Source organism: Sorangiineae bacterium MSr12523 (genome assembly GCA_037157775.1).
GTDB classification, from domain to species: domain Bacteria; phylum Myxococcota_A; class Polyangia; order Polyangiales; family Polyangiaceae; genus Pendulispora; species Pendulispora brunnea.
The window spans coordinates 8,100,872-8,116,881 of sequence record CP089982.1; the positions used below are offsets into that span (position 1 = coordinate 8,100,872).

General features: G+C 63.6%; 13 protein-coding genes. All 13 read left to right on the top strand.

All coding sequences use genetic code 11. The features are described 5' to 3' along the window. The first annotated feature begins 12 nt into the window (after positions 1-12). Positions 13-1,533, top strand: coding sequence for an RNA polymerase factor sigma-54 (rpoN, locus tag LZC95_31840; GenBank protein WXA91033.1), 1,521 nt, complete (start codon positions 13-15; stop codon positions 1,531-1,533). A gap of 314 nt (positions 1,534-1,847) precedes the next feature. Next, positions 1,848-2,180 (top strand): ribosome-associated translation inhibitor RaiA, encoded by a 333-nt coding sequence (gene raiA / locus LZC95_31845; protein ID WXA91034.1) that lies wholly within the window; start codon positions 1,848-1,850, stop codon positions 2,178-2,180. A gap of 263 nt (positions 2,181-2,443) precedes the next feature. After that, on the top strand, positions 2,444-2,920 hold the full coding sequence (locus LZC95_31850; GenBank protein ID WXA91035.1) for a PTS sugar transporter subunit IIA: 477 nt from the start codon (positions 2,444-2,446) through the stop codon (positions 2,918-2,920). Then, the gene (hprK, locus tag LZC95_31855; protein WXA91036.1) at positions 2,921-4,102 is read left to right on the top strand and encodes an HPr(Ser) kinase/phosphatase; all 1,182 of its coding nucleotides are present in this window, start codon (positions 2,921-2,923) and stop codon (positions 4,100-4,102) included. Continuing rightward, on the top strand, positions 4,099-5,136 hold the full coding sequence (gene rapZ / locus LZC95_31860; protein ID WXA91037.1) for an RNase adapter RapZ: 1,038 nt from the start codon (positions 4,099-4,101) through the stop codon (positions 5,134-5,136). Before hprK ends, rapZ begins: the two co-directional genes overlap by 4 nt. Further along, positions 5,129-5,407, top strand: coding sequence for an HPr family phosphocarrier protein (locus LZC95_31865; GenBank protein WXA91038.1), 279 nt, complete (start codon positions 5,129-5,131; stop codon positions 5,405-5,407). Before rapZ ends, LZC95_31865 begins: the two co-directional genes overlap by 8 nt. Continuing rightward, positions 5,407-7,353, top strand: coding sequence for a phosphoenolpyruvate--protein phosphotransferase (ptsP, locus tag LZC95_31870; protein WXA91039.1), 1,947 nt, complete (start codon positions 5,407-5,409; stop codon positions 7,351-7,353). The genes LZC95_31865 and ptsP overlap by 1 nt, the downstream gene beginning before the upstream one ends. Positions 7,354-7,431: 78 nt before the next feature. Beyond that, on the top strand, positions 7,432-9,825 hold the full coding sequence (locus LZC95_31875; protein WXA91040.1) for a 5'-nucleotidase C-terminal domain-containing protein: 2,394 nt from the start codon (positions 7,432-7,434) through the stop codon (positions 9,823-9,825). After that, positions 9,822-11,393 (top strand): hypothetical protein, encoded by a 1,572-nt coding sequence (locus LZC95_31880; protein ID WXA91041.1) that lies wholly within the window; start codon positions 9,822-9,824, stop codon positions 11,391-11,393. The genes LZC95_31875 and LZC95_31880 overlap by 4 nt, the downstream gene beginning before the upstream one ends. 11 nt (positions 11,394-11,404) lie before the next feature. Next, positions 11,405-13,249: a hypothetical protein gene (locus LZC95_31885; GenBank protein ID WXA91042.1), complete on the top strand. Its 1,845-nt coding sequence runs from the start codon at positions 11,405-11,407 to the stop codon at positions 13,247-13,249. A gap of 129 nt (positions 13,250-13,378) precedes the next feature. Further along, on the top strand, positions 13,379-13,975 hold the full coding sequence (locus tag LZC95_31890) for a TetR/AcrR family transcriptional regulator (protein WXA91043.1): 597 nt from the start codon (positions 13,379-13,381) through the stop codon (positions 13,973-13,975). Next, positions 13,972-14,775 carry an alpha/beta hydrolase gene (locus LZC95_31895; protein WXA91044.1) on the top strand — a complete coding sequence of 268 codons (804 nt, stop codon included), beginning with the start codon at positions 13,972-13,974 and terminating at the stop codon, positions 14,773-14,775. Before LZC95_31890 ends, LZC95_31895 begins: the two co-directional genes overlap by 4 nt. Before the next feature lie 95 nt (positions 14,776-14,870). Then, entirely contained in the window at positions 14,871-16,010 is a 1,140-nt protein-coding gene (locus LZC95_31900; protein WXA91045.1) for a DUF6528 family protein, read from the top strand.

Genomic DNA, 16,010 nt, shown 5'->3' on the forward strand with positions numbered 1-16,010 from the left:
GTCAGACACATCATGGAAATAAAGCAACAGCTCAAACTGAGTCAGCAGCTCGTGATGACCCCGCAGTTGCAGCAGGCGATTCGCCTCTTGCAACTGTCGCGCCTCGAGCTGATTGACGAAATCCGAAAAGAGCTCGATGCCAATCCGGTCCTGGCCGACGACGACATCGACCCTCGGGCACGTGGCGCGGAAGGGATCGGCAGTGATCCTGCGAGCGGCGGGCTTCAGACCGACGAACGGGTCGAGCGCCTCGAAGGCCTCGAGAGACTGAAGAACACAGACCCACAGCAGCTCCAGACGGAGAAGAAAACCCAGGATATCGACTGGGAGCAGCTCCTGGAGAATCGCACCCTGCAGCAGGCCCTCCCCGCGAACCGCGGTGGCTTCGACGACCTGCCGCCCATCGAGCAAAACCTCACGAAGCCGCAGTCGCTGGTCGATCATCTGCGCTGGCAGCTTCAGATGAGCGACTTCACCGAGGCCGAGCGGCGATTTGCCGAGCTCGTGCTCGGAAATCTCGACGATAACGGCCTTCTCGACCTGAAGGGAACCGAGCGCGAGGGCGGCGAGAAGACGCCGGATCTCACGATCGAGGAGCTGGCCGACGAGTCCGGGCTCGACCCGGAGGACGCGCCCGAGGTCCTGCGCATGATGCAGGAGTGGGATCCGGTCGGATCCTGCTCGCGTGACCTACGCGAGTGTCTGCGGGTCCAGGCCGAGGTCTTCGGCTACGAGGACCTGGAACTCCAAATCATCGATAAGCACCTTCATAACCTGGAGAAACACAATTATCAGGCCATCGCTCGAGACCTGAAGGTGCCGGTCGAGGAGATTTACGAGGCTGTCAAAGAGATTCAAAAGCTGGAGAGCCGCCCCGCGCGCAACTTCAGCGAAACCGACGAGCGCACCATCGGCATCACGCCGGACGTGTACGTCATCAAGGACAGCGACCGATTCGTGGTCACCGACAACGACCGCGGCGTACAGCGTCTCTATATCAATGAAACCTTGACGAAGCGGCTCCTGAAGGACCCCGGCGCCAAGGAATTCATTGGGGAAAAGCTACGCAACGCCCAGTGGCTCATTCGCGCCATCGAGCAGCGTAGGAAGACGATCATCCGCGTCACGGAATGCATCGTGGAGAAGCAGCGCGAGTTCTTCGAGCGCGGGGTGCAGTTCCTCAAGCCGATGATCCTGCGTGACGTGGCCGATGCGGTCGGCATGCACGAGTCGACCATCAGTCGCGTCACGACCAACAAGTACGTTCACACGCCGCAAGGCTTGTTCGAGCTCAAGTATTTCTTCAACTCGTCCATCCGACGCATGGCCGAGGAAGACATCGCCTCGGAAAGCGTGAAGCAGGCGATCAAGAAGATCATCGAGGGCGAGGACAAGTCGAATCCGCTCTCCGATCAGGCCATCGTCGAGATCCTCGCGTCACAAAATGGCATCCAAATTGCTCGACGCACCGTGGCAAAGTACCGCGAGATGCTGGGGATTCTCGCGTCGAGCAAACGGAAGAAGCTGTTCTAGCTAGGCGCTCGCAGGCGTTCTCCAGCTTGCGCTCGCGGTATGGAACGCCGGCGTCCCGCCGGCGGTCCGCCGCCTTCTAGGCGGCTCGCGCCACCATCGCGTACTCGAGCCGGCCGGAGGCCGGCGGACCGCCGGCGAGACGCCGGCGTTCCATCGGCGCTCGCGCCACCCGAAGACTTTCGCCCCTTTCGCTAACCTTTCGCGCAAGGTCTAGCTATTCTCGTTTGTATACGGAGAGGCTGGGGAATTGTCACATCCTGTTTACCTATTCGTTGCAGGAGTCACCCTCTCGGGAAGGAGCGTGCGAAGCTCTCATGAACATTGCCATCACCTTCCGGCACATGGAGTCGACCAAAGCAGTCAAGGCCTACGCGGAGGAGAAGATCGCCAAACTGCAAAGGTTCCTTAGACACCCGCTGAAAGTACAGGTCGTCCTGAGCACGCAGCATCGTGCTCACGTCGCCGAAGTCGACCTCCATGCCGGGGCCGAACATTTCCACGCCACGGAGACCACCGAGGACATGTACGCCTCGATTGACAAGGTGTCGGATAAACTAGAGGCCCAGATTCGCAGTTGTAAGGATCAGAAGAAGGGGCAAGAGCGCGCGTCCGATCATTTGATTCCCGACGCGGGCGGCGAGGACTAAGCATTCCATCTCTGCCCGTACACGTGCACGTTCCCGTTCCCCTACCCGATCTTCACCTTGGGGGCTCTGCGGGAGCGTGTACGGGAACGGGAACGGGAACGTGTACGGGCACGTCGAATCCGGTTTACAGTGTGCAACGGGCGGGGGGTTCAACGTATCAGGATGCACGTCTACCAACTCCCGAAGGCGGCGCCACGCACCCAGCCAACCTGGACCAACCTGGCTGGTGCGGTCAGCGCCGGAGCGAACCGATAAAAGACGCCATGCGACTTACGGATCTTCTCTCGGCGGAGCGTGTTTGCGTTCGCCGGGGCAATGAAACGGTTTCGAGCAAGAAAGAGGCACTGGCCCTGCTTGCAGATCTGCTCGCCGATGGATCCCAACCGGCCATCCCGCGCGACACGATCGAGAGCATCCTGACGGAGCGCGAAAAATTGCAATCGACGGGTATCGGCGATGGAGTGGCGATTCCGCACGGGGCAGTGGCGGAGCTCGATAGGCAATGCGCGGCATTGCTCATCGTTCCGGACGGCATCGACTTCGATGCCATCGATGGAGAAAAGGCCAATTTGCTCTTCTCGGTCATCACGCCGAAACGAGCCACGGGTGAGCATCTGAAGACGCTCGCCCGCATCTCGCGTTTGCTTCGCAACCGCGGCTTTCGGGAGCGGCTTCTTGCCGCGGAGGATGGCCGAGCGGCGTTCGAGCTCATAGCTTCGGAGGAGGGAGGCACTTCGTGAATGCGTAGCTCCGACCAGAGTGGCAATAGTTCCCCACCCGGCATGCCACCCAGCGTGCAGTCTCAGGGGGAAATCTCGGTGGAGACGTTCGTGTCCGATCCGGGGCTTGCCATTCGGTTGAGGCAGGTTGCGGGCGAAGGCGGGCTCCAGCGGCCCATCCGCCATCCACGGGTGCAGAAGTCGGGTCTGGCGTTGGCGGGGCACTTTTATGGCGTGGTGCCCACGCGCGTGCAGGTCCTGGGGGAAACCGAGCTGTCGTACCTCGAGGCGCTCGATCCGGGCGTGCGCGGAGTGGCCGCGCGGGGGTTTTTCTCGCTCGGACTGTCGTGCGTCATCGTGACGAGCAATCACACGCCGCCGCGGGCGCTGCTCACGGCCGCAGAGGCCACGGGCACGCCGCTGTTCGTGTCGCCGAGCCGCTCGAGCCGCACCATCAACGCCGTGCATGCCGTGTTGGACGATCGGCTGGCGCCGCAAGCGCAGCTGCACGGGGTGCTGGTCGACGTATTTGGCATTGGGCTCCTGCTCCTCGGCAAGAGCGGGATCGGTAAAAGCGAGTGCGCGCTCGAGCTCGTCCTGCGGGGCCATCGCCTCGTGGCGGACGACGTGGTGGTCTGCGATTGGCGCCCGCCGGGCATGGTCTTCGGTGCACCGGCCGACCTCTTGCGGCATCACATCGAAGTACGTGGCCTGGGCGTGCTCAACGTGAAAGCCTTGTTTGGCGTCACCTCCGTGCGCGAGCGCAAGCGTATCGACATCGTGATGCGCCTGGCCGATTGGGACGAGGCGGTCGAATACGACCGGCTCGGGCTGGAAGACAAGTACTACACGATCCTGAATACCCCGATCCGGGAGCTGACCGTTCCTGTCCGCCCAGGGCGCGACATGGGCAGCATCCTCGAGATCGCGGCGCGCAACGAGCTTCTGCGCCGTGCGGGGACGAACTCCTCGCGCGAGTTCAAGGATCGCCTGGAGCAACAGCTCGTCACGCGCGCGGCGATCGACGAGCCCGACACGCTGTTGGAAAGCGCCCCCGACGCCTCGAGTCCCAGCTCACCGGAAACCGAGGAGGATACGGCCGAACGCCCCTCGTGGGCCGCGCTGGCCGAACGCGCCGCGGGGTTGAACGAAAGCTCGGCATGGATACCCATCCGCCCGAGCCGCAAGGGGGATGACGAATGAGCGCGGCTTCGCCGACGACCGTGGTCATCGTGACCGGGCTGTCCGGCGCGGGGAAAACCACGGCATTGCACACGCTGGAAGATCTGGGTTTCTTCTGCGTCGACAACCTGCCGACCGCCCTGGCACCGCGTGCGGTGGCCGTGTGCGAGGAAGGCGGCATGACGCGCGTCGCACTGGGGATGGACGTGCGCGTGCGGAGTTTCATCGCGAAAGTCGGCGAGGTTCTCTCCGAACTTCGCGCCGGCGCGCGCGACGTGCACGTGATCTTTCTCGATGCATCGGACGAATCGCTGCTGCATCGGTTCAGCGAATCGCGCAGACCGCACCCACTCACCACGGAAACCGCGCGTGAGGCCGGTCGGGAAGGTGCAATCGCGGTGCTCGATGGCGTGCGGCTCGAACGCGAGAGGCTTTCGCCGATGCGGGCGCAGGCCACGCACGTGTACGACACCACGCACCTGAGCGTTCATGATCTGCGGCGTGCAGTGATCACTCACTTCGGACCGGCGGCGGCGGGCGCTCCGCGCATGCTCACGCGCATCGTGTCCTTCGGCTTCAAATATGGGACGCCAGCGGACGCCGATCTGGTACTCGACGTTCGCTTTTTGGAGAACCCGTACTTCGTGAAGGAGCTCAAACGCCTTCCGGGCACCGATGTAAGGGTTCGCACCTTCGTCCTCGGCTTGTCGGAAGCGCAGGAATTCCTAAAAAAGACAGGGGAGCTTTTGAAGTTCATGCTCCCGAAGTACGAGCGAGAAGGGAAAAGTTATTTGACCATCGGGGTCGGATGTACCGGGGGGCGGCATCGTTCGGTCGTGCTCGCAGAAGCACTGGCGGAGATGCTGCGTCGTGACGGACACTTGTCCGTGGTGCATCGCGACGTGGCACGGGGGGAGACGAAGCAGCCAGCGGTACCTCCCGAGGACCCGGAGGAGGCGGCCATGGAGTCCCAACGCCACTCGAACACGGAGCTCAAAGGCGTCGTTTCCCCGGCGATCATGCCGCAGGGTGTGGGGCGGAGCAACGATGAGTAATCGCGCCAAAGGGAGATTCACCATCGTCAATGCGCTCGGGTTGCATGCGCGCGCGGCGACGAAGCTCGTGCAGCTCGCGTCGAAATATCCATGCGACGTGGAGGTCGCACGCGACGATCAGGCGGCCAACGGAAAAAGCGTCATGGGCGTTCTGCTTCTGTGCGGCTCCCGCGGCACGGTGGTGGAGGTGCGCGCAGCCGGCGACAAGGCCGATGAGTGCGTGCAGGCCATCGGGGAACTCATCGCGAGCAAATTCGGAGAGCCGAACTGATGAGCGATCGACCACCGCCGCGCAAGGATCGACAGAAAGGGCAAACGCCCCCGGGGGGGATCCGATCCGTGCGCACGCCGTCGTCGGGAGGCATTCCCGTCGCACGAGGTTCGTCGCCATCCCCTTCGTATCCGCCACCACCCTCCTCGGGCGATGCATCGCTCGAGACGCATCAGATCAAGGGCATCGCAGGCTCACCGGGCGTCGCCGTCGGGACGGCGCTGGTCATCGGCGAGATGCGTGCAGCTTACACGCGACGGCACATTCACACGGCATCGATGGACGCCGAGCTGGGACGCGTGCGCAACGCCGTCGAGTCGGCGAAGACGAGCTTGCGCGAGGTGAGCCAGCGGCTGCCCACGGACCAAGCGAAAACGCAGGCGCCCATTCTGGATGCCTACCTCCTCATGCTGGACGATCCGCTCTTGCACGAGCGGATCAACCGCAAGATCCGCAGCGAGAAGAAATGCGCCGAGTGGGCCGTCGCCGCGGCCAGCGAAGACATTTTGCGCCTCTTCGACGGCGGCCCCGGCGAGAAAGACGCGTACATCCAGGAGCGGCGGCACGACGTCGAGTTCGTGTGCGATCGCATTTTGCGCGCGCTGATGGGCGAGCCCGGGCACGTCATCCCGCGGCTCGATGCGCCGATGATCGTCGTCGCGCGCGACCTTTCGCCGGCCGACACGGCGGGCATGGTGCGCGAGCCGGCGCTGGCCTTCGTCACCGAGGTGGGAACGCGCACGAGCCACACGAGCATCATGGCGCGCGCGCTGGAGATCCCCGCCGTCGTGGGCGTGGCCGATGCGCTCAATTTGATCCGCACCGGCGACACGATCATCGTCGACGGCCTGCGCGGTGAGGTCACCGTGCATCCGGACGAGCGGCTCGTCGCGGATGCGCACGCGCGTTCGGCGCGGCACCTCGCCTTCGCGCGGGGACTGCTCTCCGCGCGCAACCAGCCGTGCGTCGCGGCCTCCGGTGAGGCGGTGGCCCTCAAGGCCAACGTGGAGCTGCCTGCAGAGGCGATTTTGGCGCTGGATCACGGCGCGCAGGGCATTGGCCTCTATCGGACGGAGTTTCTCTACATCGATCGATCGAGCTTGCCCACGGAAGACGAGCAATACGAGCTTTACCGCGCGGTGGTGGAAGCGGTCTCGCCGCACCCGGTGACGTTGCGCACGTTCGACATCGGTGGCGACAAGTTCGCGAGCACCTTCGCGCTGCCCGCCGAAATGAATCCGGCGTTGGGATTGCGCGCGGTGCGGCTGGCGCTGAGCCGGCCCGACGTCTTCATGACGCAGCTGCGCGCGATGGTGCGGGCCAGCGCGCACGGCGACGTGCGCATCATGGTGCCCATGGTGGCGAGCGTGCACGAGATGCGCGACGTGCGAAAGTTGCTCATGCGCGCGATGGCCGAGGTGAAGTCACGCGGACTGCCGCACGCGGCGCGCATTCCGCTGGGCATGATGATCGAGGTGCCCTCGGCGGCGGTGATGGCCGATGTGTTCGCGCGCGAGGCGGAGTTTTTCAGCATTGGCACGAACGACTTGATTCAATATGCGCTGGCCATCGACCGAACGAGCCGCAGCCTGGCGAGCCTCGCCTCGCCGTTCGATCCTTCGATTTTGCGACTCATCTACAGCGTTGCGCGGGTCGCGGCCGAGCGCCGCGTTCCCGTTTCCCTCTGCGGCGCGATGGCCTCCGACGTGCTCGCGGCGCCTCTTCTTCTCGGCCTCGGGCTGCGGGATCTGAGCATGGAGGCCGCGGCCATCCCCGAAATCAAAGAAGCCATCCGCCGCGTGGAGCTGGCGGAATGTAAAAATGCAGCCGAGGAAGCACTGGCCTGCGACTCCGCGGAGGCGGTGGAGTCTTTGGTGGCCCGTGTCTTCGCCCCGCGCTTCTTCGATTTGCTGGCGGGAAGCGCAGAGGAGCCCCAAGTCGACTGAGGCTGGACTGAAAAGTCGGGAATAAAGCGCGAAGTGCTTTGACGTAGGTGTGGACGAGTATGCTACGGTCCGCGCCGCATGGGCTTCGCGTTGTTTCGTCGTTGCGTTGCCTCCGTATCAGCGGCGGTGGTGGTGCTGTCTGCGTTTGCCGGGGGTACCGGCTGTAGCTCCGAGACCGAAGGGGCCTCGGATTCTCCGTGTCCGCCGGGGCAAACGTGCCAGGCCCGCCTGACGGTCCTGCACACCTCGGACATTCACTCGCGGATCTTTCCGTACGACCAGCTCATCACGCAGGTCGACTCGGATCTGGGGCTCGGCACCCTGGGGAAGATTCAAAACGTCGGCGGCGTCGCGCGCATGTCGTACGTGCTCAAGCGCGAGCGCGCACGCTCCGAGCGGGTCGTGCACCTCGACTCGGGCGACTGCTTCCAGGGCGCGCCCGTCTTCAACTTTTACGCGGGCGAGCCCGAGGTGCGCTCCCTCAGCGCCATGGGCCTCGATGCGGCGGTCATCGGCAACCACGAATTCGACCGCGGTGCCCTCAACGTCACGCAGCAATTCCAGCGCTGGGGCACGTTTTCGTCGCTCGTCGCCAATTACAAATTCGACGATCCGAGCAACCCGGATAGCCCGAAGCTCTCCACGGTTGCCCGGCCGTTCACGGTCATCAACCGCGAAGGCCTCAAAATCGGCGTCATCGGAATGGGCAACCTGTCGAGCCTCACCTCCGTGTTCGACCAGCCGAATCGCCTCGGCGTCACGCCGCTCAACACGGTGGAGACCGCGCAGGGCTACGTCGACCTTTTGCGGCCGTACGTCGACCTCGTGGTCATGGTCACGCACCTCGGGCTCGAAACCGATCAGCGCATGGTGCGCGAGACCACCGGCATCGACCTCGTGCTGGGCGGCCACAATCACGTGGTCATCAACCCGCCGCAGGAAATCCACGATTGCACTGCGGATTTGAGCTCGCCGGGCTTCATTTGGGCGGTCGATCCGGATCTCAAAATCGACCCCGACGCGCCCCCGCCCAACGACGAGAAGCATCCGGATCCCAAGTTCCATCCGTACATGATGAAGCGCTCCTGCAAGCCGCGGAACGTCATCATCACGCACTCGGGGGCTTTTGCGAAGTACGTCGGGCGGCTCGATTTGGTCATGTCCAACGATCCGGCCGAGGCGAGCCCCGATGGGGATCCGACGCACTACGAGCCGATCAACAAGTTCGAAATCGTCTCCAGCAAGTACACCGCCTTTCCCATCGATTCGTCGGTGCCCGAAGATCCCGTGGTGGTGGACATGCTCCAGCCGTACCAGCGGACTTTGGATCGCGTGGCCGATCTCGATCTCTTGATCGGGTATTCGCCGCAGGGCTCCAAGCGCAATGCGCCCAACGGCGGCGATTCACCGCTCGGCAACTTGGTTGCAACCGCCATGTGGCTGCGCTTGGGCATCCAAACGGACTTCTCGCTCACCAACTCGGGCGGAATTCGAACGGATTTGAATCCGGGGCCGGTGACCGTCGAGCAGATGTACAACATCTTTCCCTTCGACAACTCGATCACCAAAATGCAGCTTTCGGGGCTCGAGGTGCAGGATCTGTTCGACTTCGCGGCACGCCGGTCGTCCGCGCGCGGCTGCGTATCGCAGATACAAATTGCGGGGGCGCGCGTTCGTCTGAACTGCGCCGTGTGCACGCGTCCGGAGGCCGGGCCTAGCTGCGTCATCGACGACGATTGCCGCGTGGGCACCACGGGCAAGTGCGAAAAGACGGCGGGCGAGAACATCGGGCGCTGTCACCTCACGAGCTGCGCGGACGAGATCTACATCGGGCACACCAACACGGCGTGCGAGAGCGATCTCGATTGCCCGCGCAAGGACGATGGCACGCCGCACCCGGGTTCGTGCGATCTGCGCGGCATCAAACAGTGCCTCGCGCTGGTGAAGCCGACCAACCTCTACGAGCTCGCCACCAGCAATTACCTTGCGGGCGGCGGCTCCGGATTCCGCGTTCTTCAGCGGAATACGACGCAGTTCGATACCAAAGTTCAGCAGCGCGACGCGCTCATCGACTATCTGCGGCAGCAAAAGCCGTGCGGTTACATCGGCGAGGCCGCCGGCACGGCCGACGGGCTCAAGTCGTGCGGCATCGATGCCGATTGCCGCGACGTGGCCCCGGACGCCGTGTGCGCCTGCCCCGGCCAGGTCGAGGCGCAGACCTCGAGCGGAAACCTGGCGTGCGTGAGCAACGGAAGCTGCAATCCCTCCGTGGGGCGCTGCGTTCTCGGTGGATGCCGCGATTCGGTGGCCGATTTCCACAATCGCCGGTGCGCATCGTCACCGGACAAAGACAATTGCAAAATCGACCTCGATGCATGCTCGCTCGCGGGCGAGGAATGCAAAATTCTATCGTGCGTCGATGCGCGGGCGGGCAATTTTTCGGACGACCGGCAGGAGATGATCGGCCGATGAAATCGAAGTGGTATTTGGCATTCGTGCCCCTCGTACTCGGCATGGGGTGCAGCGATGGATTCGGCGAGCTGAAATCCAACGAGCGGCTCACGGTGACGTTGGTGAACGGTGAGCGCGGGACCAAATTGGCTCGCGTTCCCATCGCACTGGCCGACCCCGCGCGGCTCACCGTGAAGGTCGAGGCGTACCGCGCCGATGGAAGTCCGAATACGGACTTTACGGGTTACGTGCGGCTATCCATCAAACCGGGCACGGTGAAGGATCTCGCGGGTCCCAACGTCGTAGGGCGCAACGTGCGGCTGATCAACGGCGTGGCCGATGACGTGACGCTCGGTGTGGTGGGCTCGTACGGCGATACGCGAATTTGGGCGGAAGACATGGGCTATTTTCCGGTCGATCCGAATGTCGATCCGCCGCCGCAGTGTTCCGACGGCAAGGACAACGACGGCGATGGCGATATCGATTTTCCGGCCGATCCGGGCTGTGCCTTCGCCAACGATGATTCCGAGGACGGCGGGACACTGGCCACGGGTGTGAGCCCGATTCTGTATTTCGCTTACCCGCGGGTTCGCGATGTGCGCGGCGTTTCGCAGGGCGGCTCGGCCACGTCATTTCCGCACGAGCAGGTGCAGATCGACACGGGGTATCGGCCGGAGGACAACAGCTTCGAGTTCAGCCTGGTGGTGACGCGCATCGCCACGGACGGATTCTATGTCACGGATCTGAATCCCAAGGATTTCGGGCAGGGCTTCCATAGCTTGTTCGCGTTCAATTTCAGTGCGCCCGCCCGGCTGGGCGTGTGCGATCGGCTGACGGCGCTCGCGGGAACGGCATCCGACTTTTTCGGCTTCACCGAGCTCGGATTTCCGACGTGGGGCGTCGAAACGTGGGACCAGGACGCGTGGCTCAACAAGCTTCCCGGAGCGCGTCCGTGCATGGTGCCGGAACCCTTCGTCTTCAGTGCGAAGACCGCATCGCCGGATGACACGAATACCAAGTTCCAGCAGATCGCGGCGCTGGTTCGCGCGTGGACGGGCGACGTCCCCGCCCCCGAAGAGTCGACCGAGCCCAAAACGCACGCGCACACGCTGACGGTCGCCTCGCACTTCGGGTCGGGCTTTCCCAAGGCGCCCTCGTATGCGCCGAAGGACGATGCCAGCAATTGCGATTTGAACGGCGACGGCAGCGTCGATTTCAACACCAACCCCGAGAAGGCCTGCGCCGCGGCGTGCGACAAGGACGTGCAGTGCTCGGAGTGGTCGACGTACGCGGCACGCGGTGATTTTCGCCTGGTGCTGCACGACGGCGATACGCGCATTCCCGCGGGAACGACCCGCGACGCGAAGATCCAGGCGAATGCGTCGACGGTGTCGGCGTTCAACGCGGCGGAGATGCGCGGAAAGCCGATCAAATCGTTCACCGGCACCTTGCGCTACTTCTCCGGTGGCTCGCAATTCACCATCGAGGCGCGCTGCCCCGACGACATCGTGGTGGGCCTCGACAAGCGCGCGCTCCGCTCCGACGAGGCATGCCTCGCCCGAACCACTTCCGAAAACCCCGGCAACTGAGAACACGTCCGATGCGTATTACTTTCATCGCTCCTTTCGCGTTTTCCGCGCTGTGCATGCTCGTTACCACCAGCGTGCACGCGCAAACGACAGGGACACCTGACAGCACGCCGCCGCCGTTGCCGCCGGCCAACGGGACCAATGCTCCCAGCGGGACGAGTTCTCCACAACAGCAAACGCAGGCTCCCGCGCCTTCGACGCAGCCTACGCCAGGGCCCACGGCGCCTTCTTCCCCGCCCTCCGCGCCGACGCCGGGGGGAATCGACAACCAGGCGCCGAAGGATCCGCAGACGGATTTGCTGCTCGGAACGGCGGGCGCGCGTGCCGTGGGGTTGGCGCCACCGGGGAGCAATCCCAGTGACTTCATGGATACGCGTCTCACGTGGACGTTCGGCGACGACGACTTCACGCACAAGACGGGCGAGCTTCTGCCGCTCTCGCCGAATTTCTCCATCGGAGACCGCCCGCAATACCGGCTCTTCTTCGATAATTTGAATTCGCGTTATTCGGGCCGAGAGAACCTGACGCACTTGGTGCTGTACAAGAAGATGCCCGGCTTCATCGAGCGGCTGACCACCGAAGCCGCCGTGGTGTTGCGCTTCGACCTGGCCTCGCTCTCCGCGAATACCGGCAATTTGAACTCGGCTTTGTACGATGCGGGCTCGTACCTTCGCATCTTCTACCAGACCGGGAAGCACGAAAAAGAAGGCCTGAGCGCGGTCTTCTTTCCGCTCGACACCGACCGTTTCCGCCTCGGGTACCTTTACGACATAAGCTGGGGCGGTACCAACGCGGGTATCCGCGAATCGATTTTTCCGCGCATCCAAGGTTCGTCGCCGGGACTCAAGCTTCAATACGACCGCGAGAACATGTACGCCTTCGTCGGCTTCAAGACGGCGACCATCGTGCAGCCGCAGCAGGTGCTCAGCCCGGGTGGAGACAACGACGTCGAGACGGTGCGCGTCGGCGAGACGAATTACGGTTTGCTCTTCGGCGCCGGTGTGGATCCGCACAAGAATCTGCGCTTCGACCTGGGTGGCGGCTACTTCCAGCAGGGCAAGTTCGACCTCGACGACGTGCGCGGTCGCTCGATTTACACGTACGGCGGCGCCGGGCGCGTGGTGGTGCACCACAACATGCCCGTTCCGCAGTCGGTCGACTTCCGGCTTTATCGGAACGATCCCTCGGCCCCGCAGATCATGTTTGCGCCGGAGCGCTACAAGGAGGGCGAAGTCTCCTGGAGCGTGAGCGCCGAGGCCGACGTGCTCGGGCAGCATTTGAAGGATTTCGACAAGCCGGGCGCGGTGAAGGACCAGCTGGCCTACGGCACCGCGGTGCAAGCCGTGGTGAAGGCGAGTTACCTGCGCCTCAGCGTCTCGGGCATCATGCGCAATTTGAACTTCGTCGTGCGCAACGTACCGGGATTCATTCCGTTCGAAACGCTCCCGAGCAACGCCAAGGCCGAGCCCGAGATGTTCGGCGCCTTCGCCGCCGACTACTTCATTCAATCGCTGCACCTGACACCCGGCGTCGGCGGCGGTATTCAATTGCCCGCTACGTTCCGCAGCGAGTTCACCGAGGGCGGTGTGCCCGCCTCACGCACGACCGTGGTGCGCCAGAACGGCGATGAGTCGATTCTGCCGTACAACAAGGATCGCACGCCCATCTTCCAAGCGCGCGTGAGCCTGCGGTGGGATCTGTCGAAGATCCTCAGCGCGATGGTGTGGGGTCAATTCGTGCGCGACAACAACGGCACCTTGGTGGTGCGCGACCCCACCGAGGGAACGGCTTCGCTGCGCGTCTTTCAGAGCCCCAACCGCCTCGGCGCGGGCTTGAGTCTGCAAGCACGGTTCTAAAAAAAACCCCGTTTCCGTTGGAACCCCTGGCGACCCTGGCGTCCTGGCGGTTTCCTTCCTCTGCGGTTCTCCCTTCTCGAGCAAACCGGCCGCGTTTGACATGGTGAACGACCGTCATATAATGATGGCGTGCGCTATCCGGCAGGACATCGGGAGCACTCGCGGGAGCGGATCATCGAGGCGGCGGCGGGCCTCTTTCGTTCGCGGGGCATCACCAACACGGGCATCGACGCGGTCATGTCCGCGGTGGGCCTCACCGCGGGCGGGTTTTATGCGCACTTCAAATCGAAGCAGCACCTGATTGGCGAGGTGGTGAAGAAGGCATTTGCCGACGGGCAAGCGCGTCTTCACTGCACCGACGAGGATCGGCGCGCCTGGATGGAGACGGTGCTTCGCCGCTACGTGAGCCGCTCGCACCGCGACCATCCGGACCAAGGTTGTCCGATGGTGACGATGCTCAGCGAGCTACCGCACGCGCACGAAGTGGTGCAGCCGATCATCAAGGAAGAGCTGGAGAAGTACGCCGATCTGTTCGAGAAGCGGCTCGGCGAGGCGCCCGAAGGCGCGCCGACGGCGCGGCAGCGTGCACTCGGAACCATCGCGCTCATGGTGGGCGCGGTATCGGTCGCGCGCATGCTGCGTGGCAGCAAATTGTCCGACGAGGTGCTCACCGCGGCCCGCGCCGTGGGCGCTTCGCTCGTCCAGCCGGAGAAAGGCGAATCATGAGCCAATCGCTCCACCTGGTATCGGCGGGCTCCGGAGAGCCCGTACTTCTTTTGCACAGCGGCGGCATGTCGTCTCGCCAATGGCGAAGGACCATCGACGCGCTGTCGCCTTCGTTTCGGGTGATCGCGCCCGACTTTCTCGGCTGCGGGGAAAACCCGCTTTGGCCAGAGGACGAGCCTTTTCATTTCAAGTACGACATCCAGGCGGTGGAGCGCCTCATCGCCGATCTCGCAGGCCCCGTGCACCTCGTGGGGCACTCGTACGGCGGATTCATCGCGTTGCACGTCGCGCGGCGTACCCCCGCGAGGATTCGCTCCATCGCGGTGTACGATCCGGTGGCGTTCGGGGTTCTCTACGAGCCGGAGGATGCCGAGGCGCTGGAGGGCTTTCGCCGCATCGAGGAGAATCCCGCGTTGAGCGATCCCGCGAAGGGCGGTGGCCCGGAGTGGATGCAGGCGTTCATCGAATTTTGGAACGGCCCCGGGAGCTGGAAGACGCTGCCCGCCGCCACGCAGAATGCGTTCTTGCGGGTCGGCAAAAAGGTCTACGGCGAGGTGTTCACGCAGATGCGAGACCGCACACCGGCCGCGAGCTATTCGACGGTCACGGCGCCGGCGCTGCTGCTCCACGGTGAGATTTCGCCCCTGGCGTCGCGACGGGTGGTGGAGCGAATCGGCGCCGCGATGCCCAAAGCCACCGTGCGCACGGTGGCGGGTGCGGGTCATATGGGACCGATTACGCACAGCGGCGTGGTGAACGATTGGGTATTTCGGCATATCCAGGCTTCCGCGCAATCGTAAAGCGCCGGTGGTCCTTGCCCGGTCCACCGAACGGCCTCCAATGGATCGCAAGCGATCCTTGTCCCAATACAATGATGAATTAGGGTATCTCGTCGATGAGATACCGCTTTGCGTTCGTGGCGATGCTTGGCAGTACATTTCTGCTGGCTTGTGCGAATCGTTCGGACGATGCAACGGGGAGCGACGGCGCCGTGCAGGCCGAGGAGATGACGGCCATTGCCGAAACGGATCCGGAGCCCGACGAAAGCGAAGACGGAATCGATGGCGAGCCGCCGCTCAGCATCGACGAAAACGAAGGGGCGGACGAAGCGAGCGTCGACGATCCGGAGATGGCCAGCGACGGCAGCCAGACGGACGACGACGACACCACGGCGATATCGACCTTGGATCTCGGCGGAAAGCCGACTGGGGCTTCGTACATGGCCGTCGTCGAGCAAAAGACGAATCGCATCATGGTCTTTCCGGAATCCGACCCCACGTGGACGGGTCGAAAACCGAGTTGGTCGTGGGGGGCGAACAATTCGCCGCAAATCCCATCGAGCCAGAGGAGTCGCTTCGACAATCCGAGCGACGTCAAATTGAAGAAGAATGGCACCGTGCTGGTGGCGGCATCGGGCGGCGGCGTTGCCATCATCCGAAAGAGCGATCGCCGCGCGACGTTCGTCGCCTACCCCGGTGGGAATCCGCACGCCATCGAGACCTTACCGGGAGGCCACCTGGTGACCGCATCGAGCGAGGGCTTTCTTTGCGTGTACAGCACCCGAAAGGGAGAATCGCGCACGTGCCATCGCACGAACTTCGCCAAGGCGCACGGCGTCGTTTGGGACAGTGCGCGCAAGCGACTATGGGTCGTCGGCGGGAAGCAGCTCGGTTCCTATTCGCTGAGCGGCAGCACGTTGAAGCTGGACAAGGCCTGGAAGATACCGGGCAATGGACACGATCTGATGCCCGACGGCAAAGATACGCTCTTGTTTTCGTCGACCCACGACGTCTATTCGTTCGATCGCGTGGCGCACACGTATCGGGCCATCGCCAAAATCGACCCGAAGAATTACATCAAAGGCATCGATCGGCATCCGCGCACCAAAGAGTTGGTCATCTCGCGGGATCACGATCTCTCGGACAAGGTGTACGGCGATCCATGGGTGTACCGATACACCGCGTCGGGAGCGCGGACGGTATTCAGCCGCAAGGGGGCCGAGTTTTACAAGGTGCGCTGGTGGGTCGCGCGCTAG

Coding starts and splice junctions, on each gene's coding strand:
- LZC95_31880 (WXA91041.1), top strand. CDS start 9,822: ATGAAATCGAAGTGGTATTTGGCATTCGTGCCCCTCGTACTCGGCATG.
- LZC95_31865 (WXA91038.1), top strand. CDS start 5,129: ATGAGTAATCGCGCCAAAGGGAGATTCACCATCGTCAATGCGCTCGGG.
- raiA (WXA91034.1), top strand. CDS start 1,848: ATGAACATTGCCATCACCTTCCGGCACATGGAGTCGACCAAAGCAGTC.
- hprK (WXA91036.1), top strand. CDS start 2,921: ATGCGTAGCTCCGACCAGAGTGGCAATAGTTCCCCACCCGGCATGCCA.
- ptsP (WXA91039.1), top strand. CDS start 5,407: ATGAGCGATCGACCACCGCCGCGCAAGGATCGACAGAAAGGGCAAACG.
- LZC95_31850 (WXA91035.1), top strand. CDS start 2,444: ATGCGACTTACGGATCTTCTCTCGGCGGAGCGTGTTTGCGTTCGCCGG.
- LZC95_31900 (WXA91045.1), top strand. CDS start 14,871: ATGAGATACCGCTTTGCGTTCGTGGCGATGCTTGGCAGTACATTTCTG.
- LZC95_31885 (WXA91042.1), top strand. CDS start 11,405: ATGCGTATTACTTTCATCGCTCCTTTCGCGTTTTCCGCGCTGTGCATG.
- LZC95_31875 (WXA91040.1), top strand. CDS start 7,432: ATGGGCTTCGCGTTGTTTCGTCGTTGCGTTGCCTCCGTATCAGCGGCG.
- rpoN (WXA91033.1), top strand. CDS start 13: ATGGAAATAAAGCAACAGCTCAAACTGAGTCAGCAGCTCGTGATGACC.
- rapZ (WXA91037.1), top strand. CDS start 4,099: ATGAGCGCGGCTTCGCCGACGACCGTGGTCATCGTGACCGGGCTGTCC.
- LZC95_31895 (WXA91044.1), top strand. CDS start 13,972: ATGAGCCAATCGCTCCACCTGGTATCGGCGGGCTCCGGAGAGCCCGTA.